The sequence below is a fragment of the Paraburkholderia dipogonis genome (assembly GCF_046027395.1).
GTDB lineage: Bacteria > Pseudomonadota > Gammaproteobacteria > Burkholderiales > Burkholderiaceae > Paraburkholderia > Paraburkholderia dipogonis_A.
In genome coordinates this window covers 174920-196201 of record NZ_JAQQEG010000016.1, presented here as the reverse complement: position 1 = coordinate 196201, position 21282 = coordinate 174920, and the positions used below count along the sequence as shown (strand labels likewise).

Genomic DNA, 21282 nt, shown 5'->3' with positions numbered 1-21282 from the left:
GGCTATAAAACGGCGGTGGCCGCTTGGGGGGGGAACGGGCCTTTTTGCTAACGACGCGCGGTGACTTTCGCAGGGACTCTCAAGGATTCGGGCCCGTCGCGATGGGTCGCTTCGGGTCGGAACTCCACTCGCTCCACGATCCCGCATACAACGCAGCACCGTGCAGGCCGGCGACTTCCATCGCGAGAGCATTCACGCATGCCGTCACGCCCGAGCCGCATTGCAGCACCACGTGTTCCGGCGGAGTTTCGGCGAGCAGCGCGTGAAATTCCTCGCGCAACGTATGGGCCGGCTTGAAGCGGCCGTCGGCGGTGAGGTTGTCCTTGAAGAAACGGTTGAGCGCGCCGGGAATGTGGCCGCCGACACGATCCAGTGTCTCGTTCTCGCCGCGATAGCGATCGTTTGCGCGCGCGTCGACCACCACGCGTTCCTTCGAGCCCAGATTGCGCTCGACCGTTTGCGCATCGACCGTGACGGACAGCGGCGCGCCTGCCTTGAAGTCGCCGGTGTTCTGGGCCGGCGCGTCCTGCGTCAGCGGATGACCGCTGGCTTCCCATGCCTGCAGGCCGCCGTCGAGCAGCGCGACCGCGTCGTGACCGAGCCAGCGCAGCAGCCACCATGCGCGGGCGGCGTACATGCCGCCTTGCGCGTCATACGCGACAACTTGCTGGCCCTGCTTCAGGCCGCGCGACTCCAGCGTCTCCACCAGCCGCGCACGATCCGGCAGCGGATGGCGACCGTTGTGACCGTTCTTCGGCCCCGACAGATCGCGATCGAGATGCAGGTAATGCGCGCCCGGCAGATGCCCGGCCAGATAGGCTTTTTCGCCGGCTTCCGTGTCGGCCAGATCGAAACGGCAGTCGATGACGAACACGCTGCCCGGCACGGCGGCAAGCCGTTCCGCGAGATTGGTCGCGGAAATCAGAGTGGTGTAGTGAGTGTGCGGCATGACGTCTCCTGTCGACCCGAGTTAGCGCTTTAGCGCTTACTCGGGTCCCGTGCAAAGCGGTCGACCCCGAGTGGCACTTTAGCGCCTTACTCGCGTCCCGTGTAAAGCTCGATGCGGGCGATGGCGGCTCCGTTGGAGCAACTTGCTGCCACCAACGGCTGGCCGAGCTATGTCGTTAGTCTAAACAAAAAAAGACGGGCCGAAGCCCGTCTTTCCATGCATTGATTACTGCCAGAAGAATCTGGTGAATCTGATTCAGCGCCGATCAGATCGTACCGAGTTCACGCCGCAAGAATTCGTGGAAGTGCTGCATGCCGTCTTCCATCGGGCTCTGATACGGGCCGACCTGCGATTCGCCGCGATTCATCAGCGCACGGCGGCCGGCGTCCATGCGTTCGGCGATCTCGTCGTCTTCGCGAGCCGTTTCCATGTAGGCGGCGCGCTCGGCTTCGACGAACTCACGCTCGAACAGCGCGATTTCCTCAGGGTAATAGAACTCCACCACGTTGGTGGTTTTCTGCGGACCACGCGGAATCAGCCACGACACCACGAGTACGTGCGGATACCACTCGATCATGATGCCCGGGTAGTACACCATCCAGATCGCGCCGAATTCCGGCGGATTGCCGCCGCGAAAGCGCAGTACTTCGTCGTGCCACTTGCGGTACGTGGGGCTGCCCGGCTGCTCCAGATCCTTGTGCACGCCAACCGTCTGGACGCTGTACCACTCGCCGAACTCCCACGTCAGGTCGTCGCAATTGACGAAACTGCCGAGGCCCGGATGGAACGGCGCGACGTGGTAGTCCTCCAGATAGACCTCGATAAAGGTCTTCCAGTTGTAGTTGCACTCGTGCACTTCGACGTGATCGAACATGAAGCCCGAAAAGTCGAAGTGTTCCTTGGTGCCGAGGCGCGCCAGATCGCGCGCGACGTCGCGCCCCTGCGCTTCGAACAGCAGGCCTTGCCAGTTCTGCAGCGACGTGGCGCCGAGATTCAGGCAGGGGTTGTCCGCGAAATGGGGCGCACCGAGGAGCTGGCCGTTCAGGTCGTACGTCCAGCGATGCAGGGGGCAGACGATATTCTCCGTCTGGCCGCGGCCGTTGAGCATGATGGCTTGCCGGTGGCGGCACACGTTCGACAGCAGTTCGACTTGCGACTGCTGGTTACGGACGAGCACACGCCCTTCGCTCTCGCTCGGCAAAGCAAAATAATTCCCCGCTTCGGGCACCATGAGATCGTGGCCGATGTAACGAGGACCTTTCTTGAAAAGGGTTTCGATTTCGCGCGTTAGAAGCGCTTCGTCAAAGTAAGCCGTGACTGGCAGCTGGCTGTGGACAGACCGCAACTGCAATGCATTGCTCAGATTGGACATTCCCACTCCCGTGAAGACGTGAAAGCAGTGAACAACCCAACCATCGAAGATTCGATTTAGGGAGCCCGCGATTATACCCGTTTCCCCTTCTTTGGGGCCGTTAAGTGCCTGATTTGGGTCAAAAATCTCAGGAAAGTTCGGCTTTTTCGCCGCAGACCGATCGTTTTTTTTCTGCGAGACTGCTAGGGCGGCGCGGAGCGAGAAGGCGGGGCAAAGGGCGGCGGCGGCTCGGAAATATCGCTTTTGCCGTAGAATGTCCGACTTGTTTTAATTTTGCGACTATTCATGGCGAAGACCGCGTCGAAAGATACTGCTGCCACGCCAGCCGAAGGCGTCGACACCACGCCGCTGCCCGAGAATTACGAGGCCGCCCAGGCGGAGCTGGAAGGGCTGGTTGCTCGCATGGAAAGCGGCAATCTCAGCTTGGAGGAGTCGCTCACCGCCTACCGGCGCGGCGCGGCCCTCGTGGCGTTTTGCCAGCAGCAGCTCGAGAAGGTCGAGCAGCAGGTGCGCGTGCTCGACGGCGAGACGCTCAAGCCGCTGCCCATGAATACCGCAGGCACAGCCGCTACTGAAAGCGGGGACGACCTATGACATTCGAACAATGGATGCGCTCGGTACTGGAGCGCGTCGAAACGGCACTAGAACATTACTTGCCGACCGAGGCAACCGCGCCCGCCACGCTGCATGAAGCCATGCGCTACGCGGTGCTGGGTGGCGGCAAGCGGGTTCGCCCGCTGCTGTGCCACGCGGCCGGCGAGCTGACCGGCGCGCGCGCCGAGTGCCTCGACGCGGCGGCGGCGGCGCTGGAAATGATCCACGTGTACTCGCTTGTCCACGACGACATGCCGTGCATGGACGACGACGCGCTGCGTCGCGGCAAACCCACGGTACACGTCAAATATGACGAAGCGACGGCATTGCTGGTCGGCGACGCGCTGCAATCGCAGGCATTCGTTTCGCTGACGTCGGACGTTCTGGCCCCGGCGCAGCAGGCCGCTCTCGTGCGCGAACTGGCGCTGGCGAGCGGCTCGATTGGCATGTGCGGCGGGCAGGCCATCGATCTGGCGAGCGTCGGCCACACGCTGACGCGCACGCAACTCGAAACCATGCACCGCATGAAAACCGGCGCGTTGCTGCGCGCTGCGGTGCGCATGGGCGCACTGGCGGGCGAAACGCCGGACGCGGACGCCATGCGTTCGCTGGACGCATATTCGGCCGCTGTCGGCCTCGCGTTTCAGGTCGTCGACGATATTCTCGACGTCACGACCGATTCGGCGACGCTCGGCAAAACGGCAGGTAAAGACGCGAAGGACGGCAAGCCGACCTACGTGTCGATTATTGGGCTCGACGCATCGCGCGCGCTCGCAGCGCAGTTGCGTAGCGACGCTCACGCCGCACTGGCGCCGTTCGGCGCACGCGCGCAGCGTCTTGCCGAATTGGCCGACCTGGTGGTGAACCGGGTTAGCTGAACGCGAAAGCCCGCCGCCGCGCGTCTCCGTTATGAGGCGCATGTATGAAGTGCGGGCGCGTAAGTTTTCCTACAATGGAACGACGATGTACGACTTGCTGAAAACCATTGACGACCCGGCAGCCCTGCGCCGCCTCGATCGCCGCCAATTGCAACCGCTTGCCGACGAGTTGCGTGCCTTCGTGCTCGACAGCGTATCGCAGACGGGTGGCCATCTTTCGTCCAACCTCGGCACGGTCGAGTTGACCATTGCTCTGCACTATGTGTTCGACACGCCGCGCGACCGGATCGTCTGGGACGTCGGCCATCAAACCTATCCGCACAAGATCCTGACGGGGCGCCGCGACCAGATGCACACGCTGCGTCAGCTGGGCGGCATCTCGGGCTTCCCGAAACGTGACGAGTCGGAGTACGACACGTTCGGCACGGCGCACTCCAGCACGTCGATTTCCGCCGCGCTCGGCATGGCGGTCGCAAGCAAGCTGCAGGGCGACAACCGCATGGGCATCGCCGTGATCGGCGACGGCGCAATGACGGCCGGCATGGCGTTCGAGGCGATGAACAACGCCGGCGTCGAAGACGATGTGCCGCTGCTGGTCATCCTGAACGACAACGACATGTCGATTTCGCCGCCGGTCGGCGCGCTGAATCGCCATCTGGCGCGCCTGATGTCGGGCCGCTTCTACGCCGCCGCGCGTGCCGGCGTGGAGCGCGTGCTGCGCGTCGCGCCGCCCATGCTCGATCTCGCCCGCAAGCTCGAAGAGCACGCCAAGGGCATGATCGTGCCGGCCACGCTGTTCGAAGAGTTCGGCTTCAACTACATCGGCCCGATCGACGGCCACGATCTCGATTCGCTGATCCCGACGCTGCAGAACATCAAGGAACTTCGCGGCCCGCAATTCCTGCACGTCGTGACGAAGAAGGGTCAAGGCTACAAGCTGGCCGAAGCCGATCCGGTGCTGTACCACGGCCCCGGCAAGTTCAATCCGGCTGAAGGCATCAAGCCGGCCACCACGCCGTCGAAGAAGACCTACACGCAGGTGTTCGGCGAATGGCTTTGCGACGCGGCCGAACTGGACGCACGTGTGGTCGGCATCACGCCGGCCATGCGCGAAGGCTCGGGCATGGTCGAGTTCGAGAAGCGCTTCCCGGACCGTTACTTCGACGTCGGCATCGCCGAGCAACACGCGGTGACGTTCGCCGGCGGTTTGGCTGCGGAAGGCATGAAGCCGGTGGTCGCGATCTACTCGACCTTCCTCCAACGTGCTTACGATCAACTGATTCACGACGTCGCGTTGCAGAACTTGCCGGTGGTGTTCGCCATCGACCGTGCGGGTCTGGTCGGCGCGGACGGCGCAACGCACGCGGGCGCTTACGACCTGGCGTTCCTGCGCTGCATCCCGAACATGACGGTGATGGCCGCGTCGGATGAGAACGAATGCCGCCAGATGCTGTACACGGCGTTGCAGCAGCCGAACCCGACGGCGGTGCGCTATCCGCGCGGCGCCGGCACGGGCGTCGCCACCGTCAAGCAGATGGTGGCGCTGCCGCTCGGCAAGGGCGAGATTCGTCGCGAAACTTCGCAGCCGGCTGGCAAGCGCATTGCGATTCTGGCTTTCGGCACGATGGTGGCGCCGTCGCTGGCAGCCGCCGAGCAACTGGACGCGACGGTCGCGAACATGCGCTTCGTGAAGCCGCTCGATGCCGATCTGGTCCGGCAGTTGGCCGAGACGCATGACGCCATCGTCACGGTCGAAGAAGGCTGCGTAATGGGCGGCGCGGGCTCGGCCTGCGTCGAAGCCCTGCTTGAAAGTGGGGTTATGCGACCCGTACTACAATTGGGCCTTCCCGATCGGTTCATCGATCATGGGGACCCGGCCAAGCTGCTCGCCGCGTGTGGTCTTGACGCCGCGGGTATCACCAAGTCGATTCGCGAGCGCTTTCTGTCGAGCGGCGCGGTCGGCGGCCAGTCGTCGGTGAAGCGCGTCGCGTAAAGCGTCGCCGCTCGCGGTGCGGCCGCCGTGCCATGGCGGCCATAAGCAATCTCCAACTTGAATCGGTGGGCCTACGGGCCCATCATCCAACGCCGGCAGGGGCCGGCGTTCGCCGTTGCGCGCCTTGATCCGCGCGGCCGCTAGGAGCCGCCGAAGCTGTCGCTTCGCGACAGCCCTCGCGAGCGGAATGCCCCATGGGCTTTTCTGCGGGGCGAAAGACTCGGAACGGTCCGGCGTTTCCTGAAAGGACAAGAAATGAATCAGATGAATCCCGCCTTTGTGATGCCCGACGTGCAAAGCACGCCCGACACCCGCCAGATCCCGATTCAACGGGTCGGCGTGAAGGCCGTGCGCCATCCGCTGACGGTGCGCACGCAGGGCGGCGAGGTGCAGCCGACGGTCGGTACGTGGAACCTCGACGTGCATCTGCCGGCTGAGCAGAAGGGCACGCACATGTCGCGTTTCGTCGCGTTGCTCGAAGAGAACAAGGCGCCGCTGGAGCCGGCTACGTTCCGCACCATGCTCGCCGCGATGCTCGAAAAGCTCGAGGCCGAGGCCGGCCGCATCGAGGTGTCGTTCCCTTACTTCGTGAACAAGACCGCGCCGGTGTCGGGCGTGCAAAGCCTGCTCGACTACGAAGTCACGTTGACGGGTGACACTCGCAACGGCGCGACGCGTCTGTTCCTGCAGGTGCTGGTGCCGGTGACGAGCCTGTGCCCATGCTCGAAGAAGATCTCGCAGTACGGCGCGCATAACCAGCGCTCGCACGTCACGATTAAGGCCGAACTGGCCGGCGATGTCGCCGTGGAAGAACTGATCCGTATCGCCGAAGAAGAAGCCTCATGCGAACTGTGGGGCTTGCTCAAGCGTCCGGACGAGAAGTTCGTCACCGAGCGTGCTTACGAAAATCCGAAGTTCGTCGAAGATCTGGTGCGCGACGTCGCGCAGCGTCTGAACGCCGACGAGCGGATCGTTGCTTATGTGCTCGAAGCCGAGAACTTCGAGTCGATTCACAATCACAGCGCGTACGCAGTGATCGAGCGGGATAAGCGCGTGGCTTGATACGCGCTTCTGCTGACCGCATTAAAAAAAGCCGCTTCTTTTGAAAGCGGTTTTTTTACGGTCATACGATACGGGACTCAGCGTGCGAGGGACGTCAGGTCCCAGCGCGGCTTCACCGTGAACGCGTAGTCCTTACCCGACTGATCGGGCCAGCGTTGCAATCGCAAGGCGCCGGCCAGCGCGATCATCGCGCCGTTGTCCGTACACAGCGACAGGTCTGGATAGTGCACATAGAAATTGCGCTTCTTCGCGGCAGCGGAAAGCGCTTCGCGCAACTGCCGGTTCGCGCCGACACCGCCCGCGACGACCAACCGGTTGAGCTTGGTCTTCTTGAGCGCGGCCAACGACTTCGCCGCCAGCACCTCGACTGCCGCGTCGACGAAACCGCGCGCCAGATCGGCTTTCGCCTGCTCGCAGATATTCGAGCCGCCGAGCTTCTTGGCATGCGTGAGGACGGCGGTCTTCAAGCCGCTGAAGCTGAAATCCAGGTCGCCGGAATGCAGCATGGGACGCGGCAGAACCACCGCGCCAGGCGTGCCGAATTCGGCCATGCGCGAGACTTCCGGGCCGCCCGGATAACCGAGGCCGAGCAGCTTGGCGGTTTTGTCGAAGGCTTCGCCGGCGGCGTCGTCCAGCGTTTCGCCGAGCGTCTCGTAGACGCCTACGTCGGTTACACGCATCAGTTGCGTATGCCCCCCGGACACCAGCAGCGCGACGAACGGGAACGGCGGCGGCTCATCCACCAGCAGCGGCGACAGCAGATGCCCTTCCAGATGATGAATGCCGATGGTCGGCTTGTCCCACGCCATGGCCAGCGAATTGGCCACGCTCGCGCCGACGAGCAGCGCGCCCGCGAGACCCGGACCTTGCGTATAGGCGATCGCGTCGATGTCGCTACGGGCCGTGCCGGCGCGCTCCATCACCTCTTCGAGCAACGGCAGCGCGCGCCGGATGTGATCCCGCGAGGCCAGTTCCGGTACCACGCCGCCGTATTCCCGATGCATCGCAATTTGCGAATGCAGCGCGTGCGCGAGCAGGCCGCGCTCCGTGTCGTAGAGCGCGAGACCGGTTTCGTCGCAGGAGCTTTCGATGCCGAGAACGAGCATGATGGGTGGCTTGAGCGGACGCTGAAGTGACAAAACCCCGGCGCCCGAAAGTGAGAAGGCAAGCCTGAAAGTATAGCAGTGCGGGCAAGGCGCCGCCGACGCGCAGGTACAATGCGGCCCCATGGAATCCTTCGATATCGCAGTGATCGGCGCAGGCGCGGCCGGCATGATGTGCGCGGCCGTGGCTGGGCAGCTCGGCCGTCGCGTGGTGCTGATCGACCACTCGCAGCGTCTCGCGGAGAAGATCCGCATCTCCGGCGGCGGCCGCTGCAACTTCACGAATCTGTATGCCGGCCCGGCCAATTACCTGTCGGCCAATCCGCATTTTTGCCGCTCGGCGCTCGCGCGCTACACGCCACGCGACTTCATGGCGCTGCTCAAGCGCCATCATGTGACGTGGCACGAGAAGCACAAAGGCCAACTCTTCTGCGACCAGTCGAGCGACGCGGTCATCAACGTGCTGAAGAACGAGTGCGACGCGGGCCGCGTGGCGTGGCGCACGCCGCTGTCGGTCGAGCAGGTGCGGCAGGATCCGGAAGGGCGCTTCACGCTGGATACGCAGTCGGGGCCGATCACCGCGCGCGCACTCGTGGTCGCGACCGGCGGATTGTCGATCCCCAAGATCGGCGCTACCGATTTCGCCTACCGTCTTGCCAAGCAGTTCGGTCACAAGCTGATCGACACGCGCCCCGCGCTGGTCCCGCTGACCTTCGCCGCGGCCGACTGGGAGCCGTTCTCGGCGCTGTCCGGTGTCTCGCTGGAAGTGCAACTGGCGACCGGCAACAAGAAGACCGGCGTCGAGTTCAACGAAGACCTGCTGCTCACCCACCGCGGCCTTTCCGGCCCGGGCGTGCTGCAAATTTCCAGCTACTGGCAGCCCGGCGAACCGATTCACATCAACCTCTTGCCGAAACAGGACGCCACGACCGCCTTGCTCGAAGCAAAAACCGGCACGAAGCGCCAGATCGCCAATCTGTTGTCGGAATGGGTGCCGCAGCGGCTCGCCCATGTCTGGCTGGAAACTCATCAGATTTCCGCCGAAGCCCGCGTGGCCGATTTACCGGACAAAACCCTGCGCCGCGTCGGCGAAGCCCTGTCGCGCTGGACGCTGACCCCCAACGGCACGGAAGGCTATCGCAAAGCCGAAGTGACGCGCGGCGGCATCGACACGCGCGACCTGTCGTCATCGACGATGATGAGCGCGCGCGCGGCGGGCTTGTACTTCATCGGCGAAGCTGTCGACGTCACCGGTTGGCTCGGCGGCTACAACTTTCAGTGGGCGTGGGCATCGGGCGTAGCGGCCGGCCAGGCGGCCGCGGAGTACGCCAGAGGGGCTTGACGGCGCTCTGGCTTTGTGAGAAAGCTCTGCTATACTCCTGAACCTTTACAAAGTTCCGTTATTGAAAAATGACGACCATCCGCGTAAAAGACAACGAGCCGTTTGAAGTTGCCATGCGCCGTTTCAAGCGCACCATGGAGAAAAACGGCTTGCTGACGGAACTGCGCGCTCGTGAGTTTTACGAAAAGCCTACGGCCGAGCGCAAGCGAAAGAAAGCGTCTGCGGTGAAGCGTCATTTCAAGCGTCTGCGTGGCCAGATGCTGCCAAAGAAGTTCTACTGATTCTGGCGTTGCCGCGGTTCCCGTCGAACGGAGCGGCGACATTCAACCGGTGAGGGCGCGACATGTGCCATCACGGAAAACACGGCCCTTCGGGCCAGCCGGCAGGGTCGCAACCACAACGCACAGTGTGCCAACCCGCTTGAGGAAGCAGTCCCAAGCGGGTATTCGTGTTGATGCGCGTGTTGAGGTGGTTAGCCCGGCCGGTTTTTCAAATTCCAACGCATTCAGGTGAGTGATGAGTCTCAAGGACCGGATCAACGACGATATGAAAGCCGCCATGCGGGCACGTGAGACCGAGCGTCTCGGCACGATCCGCCTGTTGCTCGCCGCGATCAAGCAGCGCGAAGTCGACGAGCGCATCACGCTCGACGACGCTGCGATCACCGCGGTCATCGACAAGATGATCAAGCAGCGCAAAGACTCGATCAGCCAGTTCGAAGCCGCTGGCCGCACCGATCTGGCCGACAAGGAAAAGGCCGAACTGGCGATCTTGTCTGCTTATATGCCGGAACAGATGTCCGAGGCGGAGATCGTTGCCGAAGTGCAAGCCGCGGTGGCGCAAACCGGTGCAGCCGGCCCGCAGGACATGGGCAAGGTGATGGGCGTGCTCAAGCCGAAGCTGGCCGGCCGTGCCGACATGACCGCTGTGTCGGCGCAAGTCAAAGCCGCGCTCGCGAAGTAAATTCCCGTATTTCCGCGCTGTGCGTGCCGTTTTTCGACGGCGTGCGCGGTGCTGAGCTTTTTAGGTAGCGTCATTTACTGTGATTCCACCGTCATTCCTGCAGGACCTGCTCAACCGCGTCGATATCGTCGACGTGGTCGGCCGGTATGTGCAGTTGAAAAAGGGCGGCGCGAACTTCATGGGGCTGTGCCCGTTCCACAACGAGAAGAGCCCTTCGTTTACGGTTAGTCCGACTAAACAGTTTTATCACTGCTTTGGCTGCGGCGCGCATGGTACGGCCATCGGTTTTCTGATGGAACACGTCGGTTCATCGTTTCCCGAGGCAGTCAATGAGTTGGCGCAGTCGGTTGGCCTAACCGTGCCGAACGAACCATCGCCGGGATATGGCGGCGGTTCCGGCGGCGGCTATGCGCCGGCGGCGTCCAAAGCGGTCACCACCGCGCTGTCCGATGTCATGCAGACCGCCTGCGACTTCTACCGCAAGCAACTGCGCAGCGCGCCGGTCGCGATCCAGTATCTGAAGAAGCGCGGCTTGACCGGCGAGATCGCGGCCCGTTTCGGGCTCGGCTACGCCCCGGACGGCTGGCAGAACCTCGAAGCGGCATTTCCGAACTACCGCGACGATTCGCTGGTCGAATCGGGTCTGGTGATCGTCAGCGAAAAGTCTGACGCTCAGGGTCAGAACCGTCGCTACGACCGCTTTCGCGAGCGGGTCATGTTCCCGATACGCAATGTGAAGGGGCAGGTGATCGGCTTCGGCGGCCGCGTGCTGGACGGCGGCGAGCCGAAATATTTGAATTCGCCCGAAACGCCTTTATTTAACAAGGGCAGCGAGCTGTATGGACTGTTCGAGGCGCGTCTGGCGATTCGCGAGCAGCACTACGTGCTGGTCGTGGAAGGCTACATGGATGTGGTCGCGTTGGCCCAATTGGGGTTCCAGAACGCGGTCGCCACGCTCGGCACGGCCTGCACGCCGATTCATGTGCAGAAACTGATGCGCCAGACCGACACGGTCATCTTCAGTTTCGACGGCGATTCGGCCGGCCGGCGCGCCGCTCGCCGTGCACTGGATGCCTGTTTGCCGCACGCGGCGGACAACCGGACCATCCGGTTCCTGTTCTTGCCGTCCGAGCACGATCCGGACAGCTATGTGCGTGAATTCGGCACCGAGGCCTTCGCTGAGCAGGTCGAGCGGGCCATGCCGCTGTCGCAGTTCATGCTGAACGAGGTGCTGACCGGCAAGGAGCTGGACCAGCCGGAAGGCAAGGCCCGCGCGCTGTTCGACGCCAAGCCGCTGCTGCAGGCGCTGCCGGCCAATGCGCTGCGCGCCCAGATCATGCATATGTTCGCCGACCGGCTCGACGTGCCGTTCGACGAAGTCGCCGCGCTGTGTGAGGTCGATTCGCGAATCGCGGCGGCGGCCCGCGCGGCGCCGGCCCGCAAAGACCGGCGCAGTGTGACCGGGATCGAGGAAAAAACGCTGCGCAATCTGGTGATGTATCCGCGCACGGTGTCAGTGCTGGATGAAGAGGCCGAACAGGCTCTTCTCACGGTCACGCGGCACGGCGAGCTGTTCGAGGAAGTGACGACGCACGCGCGTGCGCTGGGCGATTCGGCGGAGTTTCAGTTGTTGTCCGACCTATTGCGAAACGGCGCGAACGCCCCAACTTTCGAGGAAATCTTTCGCAAAATTCTAGACTATGATGAAAACGTCCGGGATTTACTGCTGAAGGACCCGGAAGATGCGACCGTCATCGAGGAACGGCGCGAGCAGGAACGGATCGTTGGAGAGGAACTGATTGCGGCGATCCTGAAGATGCGGTACGACGCTTACTGCGATCGTCTCGAGCAGCTTTCTCGGCAATCCCGGCACACGCCGGAGGAGTTTGCGGAGCTGTCGGAGCTCAATCGGAAGCGGGCTGACATGAAGCGCCAGCTCGGGCTGTAGGCGGAGCGCAGGAAGCCGGAGTGCTATAATAAAAGGTTTCCAGCGGTTTGTTTTTTAAGGGTTTTCCTAGCAAAGGCGAAAAGGCGATGCGATGGCAAAGACTGCAGGCGGAACTACGGGCGGGAAGAAAACCACAGGCACAGGCTCCAGGGAGCCGACCAGAAAGGTCACCGAGGCCAGGTTAGTTTCTTCCGCCAGAAAAACGTCTGCGGTGAGCGTTGCGCCGGTTGCCGGGAAGAGGTCCTCGACCACGGCGGCTGCGCGAGCGGAGCCGGACAGGGCGGCGAAAGTTGTAGCAGTACCGGCCACGAAGGGGTCGGGTGTCAGAAGCGCAAGGGAAGCGGCTGCCGCGCAGGACGATGCGGTAGTGCGCGAGGTTCCAGTATCCACGGTTCAAACGGCTGTTGTCCACCAGCCGCGAGTCGAGACTACAGCCGGTACGGCGAACTCCATGACGAAAAAGCTGAACGAAGTACCCGTCGATGACGACGCAACCCAAAGCGAAGAAACCCCCGCGGCTGCAGTTCCAGCCAAGGTGGAAAAGGCCAAGGCTCGCGATCGTCGTGCAAAGGAAAAAGCGCTGCTGAAAGACGCTTTCGCGTCGTCACAGCCGGGCACGGTCGAGGAACTCGAGGAACGCCGCTCCAAGCTGCGCGCGCTGATCAAGCTCGGCAAGGAGCGCGGCTTCCTGACGTACGCTGAAATCAACGACCACCTGCCGGATAACTTCACCGAGACCGAGGCGATCGAAGGCATCATCAGCACGTTCAACGACATGGGCGTGGCTGTGTACGAACAGGCGCCCGACGCTGAAACGCTGCTGCTGAACGACAACGCGCCGGCGGCTTCGTCGGACGACGAAGTGGAAGAGGAAGCGGAAGTTGCGCTGTCTACCGTCGACTCGGAATTCGGCCGCACCACCGACCCGGTCCGCATGTACATGCGCGAAATGGGCACGGTCGAGCTGCTCACGCGCGAAGGCGAAATCGAAATCGCCAAGCGGATCGAAGACGGCCTGAAGCACATGGTGATGGCCATCTCCGCGTGCCCGACCACCATCGCCGACATCCTGGCGATGGCGGAACGCGTCGCGAATGAGGAAATTCGCATCGACGAACTGGTCGACGGCCTGATCGACGCCAACGCGGAAGACGCGGACGGCTTCTCCGCGCAAGAAGCGGAAGCTATCGAGAGCGAAGACGAGGAAGTCGAAGAGGACGCAGAAGAGGACGAGGAAGAAGACGACGGCACGGCGCAAGCTACGGCCAACGCTGCGCAGATGGAAGCGCTCAAGCGTGCGTCGCTCGAAAAATTCGCGATGATCAGCGAATGGTTCGACAAGATGCGTCGCGCTTTCGAGAAGGAAGGCTACAAGTCCAAGTCGTATCTGAAGGCGCAGGAAACGATCCAGAACGAACTCATGACGATCCGCTTTACCGCGCGTACCGTCGAACGTCTGTGCGACACGCTGCGTGCGCAAGTGGACGAAGTGCGTCAGGTCGAGCGCCAGATCCTGCACACGGTGGTCGACAAGTGCGGCATGCCGCGTGCGGAATTCATCGCGCGTTTCCCGGGCAGCGAAACGGATCTCGAGTGGGCCGACAAGATCGTCGGTGAAGGTCACGCGTATAGCGCGATCCTCACGCGGAACATTCCGGCCATTCGCGAACAGCAACAGCGTCTGCTGGACCTGCAAGCGCGTGTCGTTCTGCCGCTGAAGGACCTGAAGGAAACCAACCGTCAGATGGCGGCGGGGGAACTGAAGGCGCGTCAGGCGAAACGCGAAATGACCGAGGCGAACTTGCGTCTCGTGATCTCGATCGCGAAGAAGTACACGAACCGTGGTCTGCAGTTCCTCGATCTGATTCAGGAAGGCAACATCGGCCTGATGAAGGCGGTGGACAAGTTCGAATACCGTCGTGGCTACAAGTTCTCCACGTACGCAACGTGGTGGATCCGTCAGGCCATTACGCGTTCGATCGCCGACCAGGCGCGCACGATCCGGATTCCGGTTCACATGATCGAAACGATCAACAAGATGAACCGCATCTCGCGTCAGATTCTGCAGGAAACCGGTCTCGAGCCGGATCCGGCAACGCTGGCCGAGAAGATGGAAATGCCGGAAGACAAGATCCGCAAGATCATGAAGATCGCGAAGGAGCCGATCTCGATGGAAACGCCGATCGGTGACGACGACGATTCGCATCTGGGCGACTTCATCGAAGACAACAACACGGTTGCACCGGCCGACGCCGCTTTGCATGCCAGCATGCGCGATGTCGTGAAGGACGTGCTTGACTCGCTGACGCCGCGTGAGGCGAAGGTGCTGCGCATGCGCTTCGGTATCGAGATGAGCACCGATCACACGCTCGAAGAAGTCGGCAAGCAGTTCGACGTGACGCGTGAACGGATTCGTCAGATCGAGGCGAAGGCGCTGCGCAAGCTGCGTCACCCGAGCCGTTCGGACAAGCTGAAGTCGTTCCTCGAAGGGAATTGATCGAGGCAGGGGTTCGTTGCAAATGATGTAGCGGTTTGAAGGGGCCTCGCGGTTGGTTCGCCGTAGCGAAGCGGTTGCGAAGGCCCCTTTTTCGTGTAGTATGTCGGCCAATCAACGAATAGGCCCGGCCTTCACGACCGGGTCTTTTTTCTTGGGCCGGACGCCGTGCTGGTTGCAGGCAGCGGACTCATAATCCGCCTCCGAAAGGACACCGTCGGTTCGAATCCGACCCGGCCCACCAAATTTTCAGCGATTTTTGAGGCAATTCCTTAGCTCGAAAATTGACCGTAGGCTACGGCGCAATCCGTCACGTATCCTAGGGACGCTGCTCACTTTCCCGCCGTCTGGGCGATCATCCTGGCTTTCGATGATCGCCATTCGCGCGGATGCGGCCGTCAGAATTTTTCTACCGCCTCAAGAACCTCCGCCTGATACACCATGACGGGCATGTACGTCGCGACTCTTATCGAGGCCTTGAGCCCGATTCTCACGAAGCATGCCCCTGTCGGTCTGGATGCGCTGCCTATGCCAAGCTCGTGGCCGATTGGCTAGATGAGTTGGTTTCCACCTCGCGGAAGAGAGTAGAGGACAGCCTACGCAAGCACTACATGGCGCGACATGAATATGTTGACATAGTCATCCCTCAATCCAGCCATGCATGAACATGTCAACGCTTGCTGTCGGTAGCACGCCGACCATTCCGTTAGCGGATCCGTCGAACCAGAACGATCACTCGACTGCACAAACCGGCAGCACGCCGATTATTCCGTCAGCCGCGCAGTCGAAGCTGCAGGAATTCTCCACTGCTCATTCCAGCCTGCCGCGTGTGCGTAGAACTTCGCCTCCGCCCGCGCAATCCACGACTCCACTTCCGTTCCCGATCGATAAGGGACATGCTACTTTTCAGGCGCTCGCAAAGGGTGGCGCGATTTATAACGGGCTGGACTACAAGAATCTTGGGTTTAACAAGGGTGAGGCGGGCGAAGGCCTATGCACTGGATTACTGGTGTATGGAATGAATGAAGTGACGACAGGCAGGTCGCCAGATTTGATGGATGCGACAGATCGTCTTCGCACGAGGCTAGGCAATCCTCAAACAAGAGAATCGGCACTCGGCGATGTGCGGCGTTTCCAGCAGGAGCAAGCGAAGTTCTTTTACCCCGAACAGGACATACCCGGACGTATCAGAATGCCCGGAACCGTTGGTCTCGGAAGTCCGGATGAACTGACTCGAGAATTGCGGAACAGGTTTGCTGGCGCGGACGCTGGCGGTCCACAAGTGGATTTCGCACGGCTATCGCTCCGGGTGAACGACGCACCCAATGCATCGCATTCAATCCTCATAGAAAGAATCAACCCGTCCGGAAACTACCTGAACGATCACTATCAAATATACGATGCAAATTTCGGCGTATTCGACTACGGCAATTTTGAAAGTATGCATTCTGTCCTGACCGATTATTTCCACCACGCTTATCCGGAATACGCTGGAATTAGCATGGTTCATTCGGTCTATTACGCGAATCCGGGTCAGCGGCAAACTGAATTCGGTGCGCAGTCCTTGAGTGATCTGGACTACGGATTCGGGATGATGGTCGGCCGCTCGCTGACACCGCCGCGCGCCGACTTGCCGCCATTGCCCTCTTTCGATCAGCCAGGCCCTTCCGGGTACCAGCCTCCCGGTCACCAGACGTATCATGAACTTAAGCGCGATGCCGACCCGACGGCAGACCGCCAGCCCTTTGCGCTCTACCGGCCGTCCGACGTGACGCCCAGTGCGCTAAAAAAACAGAGTGGATTTAGCGCTGAGCGCACCAGACTGCGGGACATCAACCTCGATCTGCACGATTTTGACGTGGCAGCCAATCCGTCCGGTACCGACAGCGCGGGATATCTGGGCACTTTCCGGAGTCCGGATGTGGCGATCGGGCGATTGCCCGCCGGGCCGGGCAACGGTTCCGAGAAGAATGCCACGAACGGTTACATCTACTATGTCGCGCCAAGCCCAAACATGGTCGACGTCAACGCAAGCCTCGGCAGCCATGCTCGCGCACCACAGACGCAGGAAGTGGCCGCAATGGGACGTATCGACTATACGCAGATACGTGGCTGGCGACAGGTAGCAAACGGCAAACCTGGCGCTTACGTCGCCAATCCCGACTATCGCTGGGACATCTATGACCAGACCCGGACGGCGGGCGCACAACCGCAACTAAGCCATTTTCCGGCGACTGACCCAGCATGGGCTGACGAGATTCACAGACCTTTCGTGACCGTCAAGCATCGCGATGGGCAAACGACCTACGCGCCCGGACAAAATCCGGATCTGATTAACGCCGAATTCTATGGGCACGCAACGGACAAAATTCACTATCTGGCAGACAGGCAAGCGCGAGGACTGGACTATCGCGGCCCCCTGCAACTGAACCCAGCCAATAGAGGCGCTTACACACACCTTTACGCGTTCAGCGATAACTACGTCTATACGGGCGTCTCAGCCAGCTATGGCGACCAGGCCAAGACCAGTTTCATCTGGGGCGAGGACGGCCGTTTTCATCTGACCGATGACTTCGGCAAGGTGCTTCGCGTCGATGGCAGGGGCTATGTCTATGTCGGCGATATCCCGTCGGATCCGTACAACCGGAACGGCGTGTTCGACTATCGCAACGGTCACCTCGTTCACGACGAGGACGGAAAATTTCTGAACGCTGGAGGTGTGTTGAACAAGGCGGTCTATGTCAGCGCCACAGATCAAGGTTCGTATTCGGAATGGAGTGCGCTCAATGACAAGGGGCAACCTGCCACGCTGCCGCGGACGAACATCCATACCTTCAGGGGAAACACAGCCGGCGATCAGTTTCAGCTATATGAGTTCAGTCAGGACCCCGACGCCGCGCTACCGTACGGCACCACCCACTTTGTGACGCAAGTCCCCGGAACGCATCCGCCATCCGGAAACAATTTTCTGGACTACGTGAGCGAGATCCCTGCCGGGGATGGCGCTAAAGCCGCAGCGTGGCTGTCCGAACACCACGCTGCATGGTTCTTCAGGGATGGCTTCTATGCGATGTCGGCGGGGCCCAACCGGCTTGAAGTGCGCAAGCTGGACGGCACGCCCGTCTGGCGGATCGACATCAATCCTGCCACACGCAAGGAAGATATGCAGAGGCTGTCGGAGTCGCTGTCGTCCAATTACCGCGCCCCAGACACACTGTGGCAGTCGATTGGCGAACAGGAAGCCGAGCGCCGGTATGTCGAGCAGCTACAAAAGGAAAAGTACAGAATGTAGCTGTGGCGAGCCCGTTTATCGAAGCCGCCAGGCCTAAGACCTTGGCCGGCGTCAGAATACATGCCGCCCCGGTAGAATGAGCTTGCCCCCGAAAAACGATTATCGGGCGCGGCGATATGTCACTTCCACTACGCTATTAAGCTACGTGCGATGGGTTTCTGTCCGGTTATGTGAAAGGCCAGATAGCGTTCACCGCTGCATGGGTGCGCTTTAAAGCGCTTCGAATTGATTGTTGCGGGTTCAAACGAGCGTATTGACCAGCGCATTTCAACCCTCGGTATATCTCCCGGCCTCTGGCTAATGCCGTCACAAATTCCGTCCGGTTCAATCTCGGATCCGCGGAATGCGCCGTGTCATTTCGTGACGCTTATATAGTGGTCCGGCATACAGTCTTGCTTGCGATGGCAGCGCTACCCTGAATACCAGTCGGTCCGCACGCCGTCCGCGATAGTGGCACGTCGTTTGCGTAAGCTCGGCTTCCAAACCATATCAATAACGAGAACGACCATGCGACCCGACCACACCGCTACTGAGTTTGTCCAGACTCAACCCTTACTGGCCACGCCACTGGAAGGCTGCGGCGAGGGCGCGCCACAACGGCAGCGGGTCAGTGCGTTGGCGCGCGTCACCTTTTGTTTTGCCTGGCTGTTCGGGCTGGAGCCATTCCTGACCGGTTCGGGCGACGAGACGCCGCGCTCGCGGCTCGATCGCCATTAGTCTTGTGACACGGCATGGCGCAGGCAGCCTTGCGATTAGGCGTTGAAAGTTTCGCCGCATAGCGGGGCAATTTCTACAGCCAGACATCACCCGATCGAGATCGCCGCGCGACGGCCGAGCGATTCGACCGTCGCGCCAGAACCCCGGGAATAGCCGTTGCGCGCTGAACGTTGGGAGACATTCCCATCCTCTGGACGCTCATCATGCAAACCGATCCGACCATCGACCCCGTCGCCGATCCCGCCAACCAGCCGCTCGATGAACCCGGCGAGCAGCCGCGTCCGTTGCCGGGCGTGCCGCCCGAAACCGATCCGCTTGCGCCGGGCGCTTCTCCCGAGGACGAAGGCGCGCTCCGGCGATCGCAAGACAACCCATAAGGCCATGGTTACCGGGAACTAGGGAAACTCCGTGTAAAAAATGGCACGTTCGTGCCGTTTAATGAAGGCGGAAGGCTGTTCGATGTTTGCCATCCGCTTTCAGCACGGGTTTTTGTCACGCGGCGGTCGGCGCCGCATCTCACCTCCGGGCAACGCCCGTGCTGAAGGCTTTCCCTTCGACGCACGGGGTTTTGCGGCGACGCATCAGAGTGCAGACTCGATCTCTGTCGGACCGGCTGGCAGCGAGTTTACCGGCACTTCTTGGGGCTGCACGTGACCAACCGTCCGCGCGCGGCGGGCAGACAGGCAGCACGCGTGCCGCGGTGCGCACGGGACCGCTCAGCGCTATCGAAACGCTCTATCGAACAGCGGGAGAGTAAAAGCGCGTCATTAATCGATTTGCCGTAACAAAAGAAGTTAATGGCCAAAGCCAATGGCACGGTTTCATTCGCTCCGAATAGCTGCGACATTACCAACTCAATTAAGTTCCCGGTTTTCTAAAATAAATTTACAGCGAGCTGAATGCGTGCGGTTAATTGCCTCATTTCCGGGCAATCAGATGTCTCTGATTTTTTAATCGTTCCGACCCGATTAGGTCAGGAATATTAAAACGCTGTTGCATACACACAACTGACAATATTGAGAAGTTGCAAAATACTTATGTCCACGGCAGGTGCGACAGTAGCCTAATCTCGCAATTAACGTCGGAAAAACAATGACTTAATGTCCGTGGCATTTCGATTGTTGCTGATTCCGAAAAATCCTGTTGCGTGAATTGCCGACCTTGCTACCAGGGTGTCCCCCTACACTCACGCTTCGTTTCAAGGGTGCCCGGCTGATCCGAAACGGGTCAGCGAACCGGGCGGCAACGAGTGCGATGCACGCGCTGCCGAGGCAGGTCCCGCTCCCCGCGTAAATTCATCGAACAGGAGTCCCACGCATGAAAAAGAGTCTCATCGTCGTTGCGGTTGCCGCATCGTTCGCTTCCGTCGCTCACGCACAAAGCAGCGTGACCCTGTATGGTCTGCTCGACGCGGGCCTGACGTACACGAGCAACGTCAACCACAATTCCAAGTGGGCAGCGGGTAGCGGCGGCATCAACCAAAGCATGTTCGGTCTGCGCGGTTCGGAAGACCTGGGCGGCGGTCTGAAGGCAATCTTCACGTTGGAAAGCGGCTTCAACATCAACAACGGCAAGTTTGCTAACAACAACGGCATGTTCAACCGTCAAGCGTTCGTCGGTCTGTCGAGCGCGCAATTCGGTACGGTCACGCTGGGTCGTCAATATGACGCAGCTCAAGACTACCTGGCACCGCTGACCGCAACGGGCAGCTGGGGCGGTACGTACTTCGCGCACCCGTTCAACAACGACAACCTGAACACGAACGGCGGCTACGCAGTCAACAACTCGGTCAAGTACTCGAGCGCTAACTACGCTGGCTTCTCGTTCGGCGGCACGTACGGCTTCTCGAACCAGGCTGGCGCATTCGCAAACAACCGCGAATACAGCGTTGGTGCTGCATACCAGTGGCAAGGTCTGCGTTTGGGCGCTGCCTACGCACAGCAGAACAACCCGGGCGCAGGCAACACGGGTGCTTCGGACGGTTCGTACGTCAACGCACTGGCAGGCAACGTCGGCAACTTCCGTCAACGTGAATTCGGCGTTGCTGGTTCGTACGCTTTCGGCCCGGCTACCGTCGGTCTGGCATGGACGCAATCGCGTTCGGACAACTTCACGGCTGGTCAGCAAACGCTGCGCGCTAACAACTACGAAGTCAACGGCAAGTACAACGTGACCCCGGCTCTGGGCCTGGGCGTTGCTTACACGTTCACGGACGGCAAGGGCTACGGCGTTGGCGCGAACGGTGGTTCGGAGTCGGTGCGTTACCATCAGATCGGCCTGCAGGCTGACTATTCGCTGTCGCGTCGTACGGACGTCTACGCTCAAGCCGTGTACCAGCACGCAATGGGCGACGGCGGTGTCGCTTCGATCTACAGCGGCGACGTAACGCAACTGCCGTCGTCGTCGAAGAACCAGACGGCTGCTACGGTCGGTCTGCGTCACCGCTTCTAAGCTTCAGCAGAAGCTGGTTGTTGTACGAAAAAGGTGCCGTTCGCGGCACCTTTTTTTATGCGTGCGCGATTCGATGGTTGGCACCCGGCGTAAATGCCGGATGCCGCGCGCGTTGCAGGGCTCA

16 protein-coding genes and 1 tRNA gene are annotated in these 21282 nt (G+C 61.1%); 14 read left to right on the top strand and 3 right to left on the bottom strand.

Annotated features, from left to right (window positions below; genetic code table 11):
• Positions 1-79: 79 nt before the first annotated feature.
• Both PQR32_RS18305 and PQR32_RS18300 read right to left on the bottom strand, forming a co-directional pair.
• Entirely contained in the window at positions 80-949 is an 870-nt protein-coding gene (locus PQR32_RS18305) for a sulfurtransferase (protein ID WP_408229594.1), read from the bottom strand.
• 265 nt (positions 950-1214) lie between these two features.
• Positions 1215-2321: an aromatic ring-hydroxylating oxygenase subunit alpha gene (locus PQR32_RS18300; protein ID WP_408229591.1), complete on the bottom strand. Its 1107-nt coding sequence runs from the start codon at positions 2319-2321 to the stop codon at positions 1215-1217.
• 285 nt (positions 2322-2606) lie between these two features.
• On the opposite strand from PQR32_RS18300, the gene PQR32_RS18295 reads away from it, so the two are divergent.
• The 4 genes from PQR32_RS18295 (at position 2607) to folE2 (ending at position 6848) form a co-directional block, all read left to right on the top strand.
• Positions 2607-2915 carry an exodeoxyribonuclease VII small subunit gene (locus tag PQR32_RS18295; protein WP_007178839.1) on the top strand — a complete coding sequence of 103 codons (309 nt, stop codon included), beginning with the start codon at positions 2607-2609 and terminating at the stop codon, positions 2913-2915.
• A complete protein-coding gene (locus PQR32_RS18290; protein WP_408229588.1) occupies positions 2912-3793 on the top strand; it encodes a polyprenyl synthetase family protein in 882 nt (293 codons plus the stop codon). Before PQR32_RS18295 ends, PQR32_RS18290 begins: the two co-directional genes overlap by 4 nt.
• A gap of 85 nt (positions 3794-3878) precedes the next feature.
• A complete protein-coding gene (gene dxs / locus PQR32_RS18285; RefSeq protein WP_408229585.1) occupies positions 3879-5786 on the top strand; it encodes a 1-deoxy-D-xylulose-5-phosphate synthase in 1908 nt (635 codons plus the stop codon).
• A gap of 255 nt (positions 5787-6041) precedes the next feature.
• On the top strand, positions 6042-6848 hold the full coding sequence (gene folE2, locus PQR32_RS18280) for a GTP cyclohydrolase FolE2 (RefSeq protein WP_408229582.1): 807 nt from the start codon (positions 6042-6044) through the stop codon (positions 6846-6848).
• A 77-nt stretch (positions 6849-6925) separates the two neighbouring features.
• On the opposite strand, the gene tsaD is transcribed toward folE2, so the two are convergent.
• Positions 6926-7954 (bottom strand): tRNA (adenosine(37)-N6)-threonylcarbamoyltransferase complex transferase subunit TsaD, encoded by a 1029-nt coding sequence (gene tsaD, locus PQR32_RS18275; protein WP_408229580.1) that lies wholly within the window; start codon positions 7952-7954, stop codon positions 6926-6928.
• Positions 7955-8075: 121 nt separating this feature from the next.
• Between tsaD and PQR32_RS18270 the strand changes: the two genes are divergently transcribed.
• The 10 genes from PQR32_RS18270 to PQR32_RS18225 all read left to right on the top strand — a co-directional run bounded on the left by PQR32_RS18270 (position 8076) and on the right by PQR32_RS18225 (position 21158).
• The gene (locus tag PQR32_RS18270) at positions 8076-9293 is read left to right on the top strand and encodes a BaiN/RdsA family NAD(P)/FAD-dependent oxidoreductase (protein WP_408229577.1); all 1218 of its coding nucleotides are present in this window, start codon (positions 8076-8078) and stop codon (positions 9291-9293) included.
• A 68-nt stretch (positions 9294-9361) separates the two neighbouring features.
• Complete coding sequence (gene rpsU / locus PQR32_RS18265) at positions 9362-9574, top strand: 30S ribosomal protein S21 (protein WP_408229574.1); 213 nt, start codon at positions 9362-9364, stop codon at positions 9572-9574.
• 235 nt (positions 9575-9809) lie between these two features.
• Positions 9810-10256 carry a GatB/YqeY domain-containing protein gene (locus PQR32_RS18260; protein ID WP_408229571.1) on the top strand — a complete coding sequence of 149 codons (447 nt, stop codon included), beginning with the start codon at positions 9810-9812 and terminating at the stop codon, positions 10254-10256.
• 79 nt (positions 10257-10335) lie between these two features.
• Complete coding sequence (gene dnaG / locus PQR32_RS18255) at positions 10336-12204, top strand: DNA primase (protein WP_408229569.1); 1869 nt, start codon at positions 10336-10338, stop codon at positions 12202-12204.
• A 91-nt stretch (positions 12205-12295) separates the two neighbouring features.
• Entirely contained in the window at positions 12296-14701 is a 2406-nt protein-coding gene (gene rpoD, locus PQR32_RS18250) for an RNA polymerase sigma factor RpoD (protein WP_408229566.1), read from the top strand.
• A 153-nt stretch (positions 14702-14854) separates the two neighbouring features.
• Positions 14855-14942 (top strand) — tRNA-Ile (locus PQR32_RS18245).
• Positions 14943-15359: 417 nt separating this feature from the next.
• Positions 15360-17990, top strand: coding sequence for an enterotoxin A family protein (locus PQR32_RS18240; RefSeq protein ID WP_408229563.1), 2631 nt, complete (start codon positions 15360-15362; stop codon positions 17988-17990).
• Positions 17991-18497: 507 nt separating this feature from the next.
• The gene (locus PQR32_RS18235) at positions 18498-18707 is read left to right on the top strand and encodes a hypothetical protein (protein ID WP_408229560.1); all 210 of its coding nucleotides are present in this window, start codon (positions 18498-18500) and stop codon (positions 18705-18707) included.
• A 203-nt stretch (positions 18708-18910) separates the two neighbouring features.
• The gene (locus tag PQR32_RS18230; RefSeq protein WP_408229557.1) at positions 18911-19084 is read left to right on the top strand and encodes a hypothetical protein; all 174 of its coding nucleotides are present in this window, start codon (positions 18911-18913) and stop codon (positions 19082-19084) included.
• A gap of 940 nt (positions 19085-20024) precedes the next feature.
• Entirely contained in the window at positions 20025-21158 is a 1134-nt protein-coding gene (locus tag PQR32_RS18225) for a porin (protein ID WP_408229554.1), read from the top strand.
• Positions 21159-21282 lie beyond the last annotated feature (124 nt).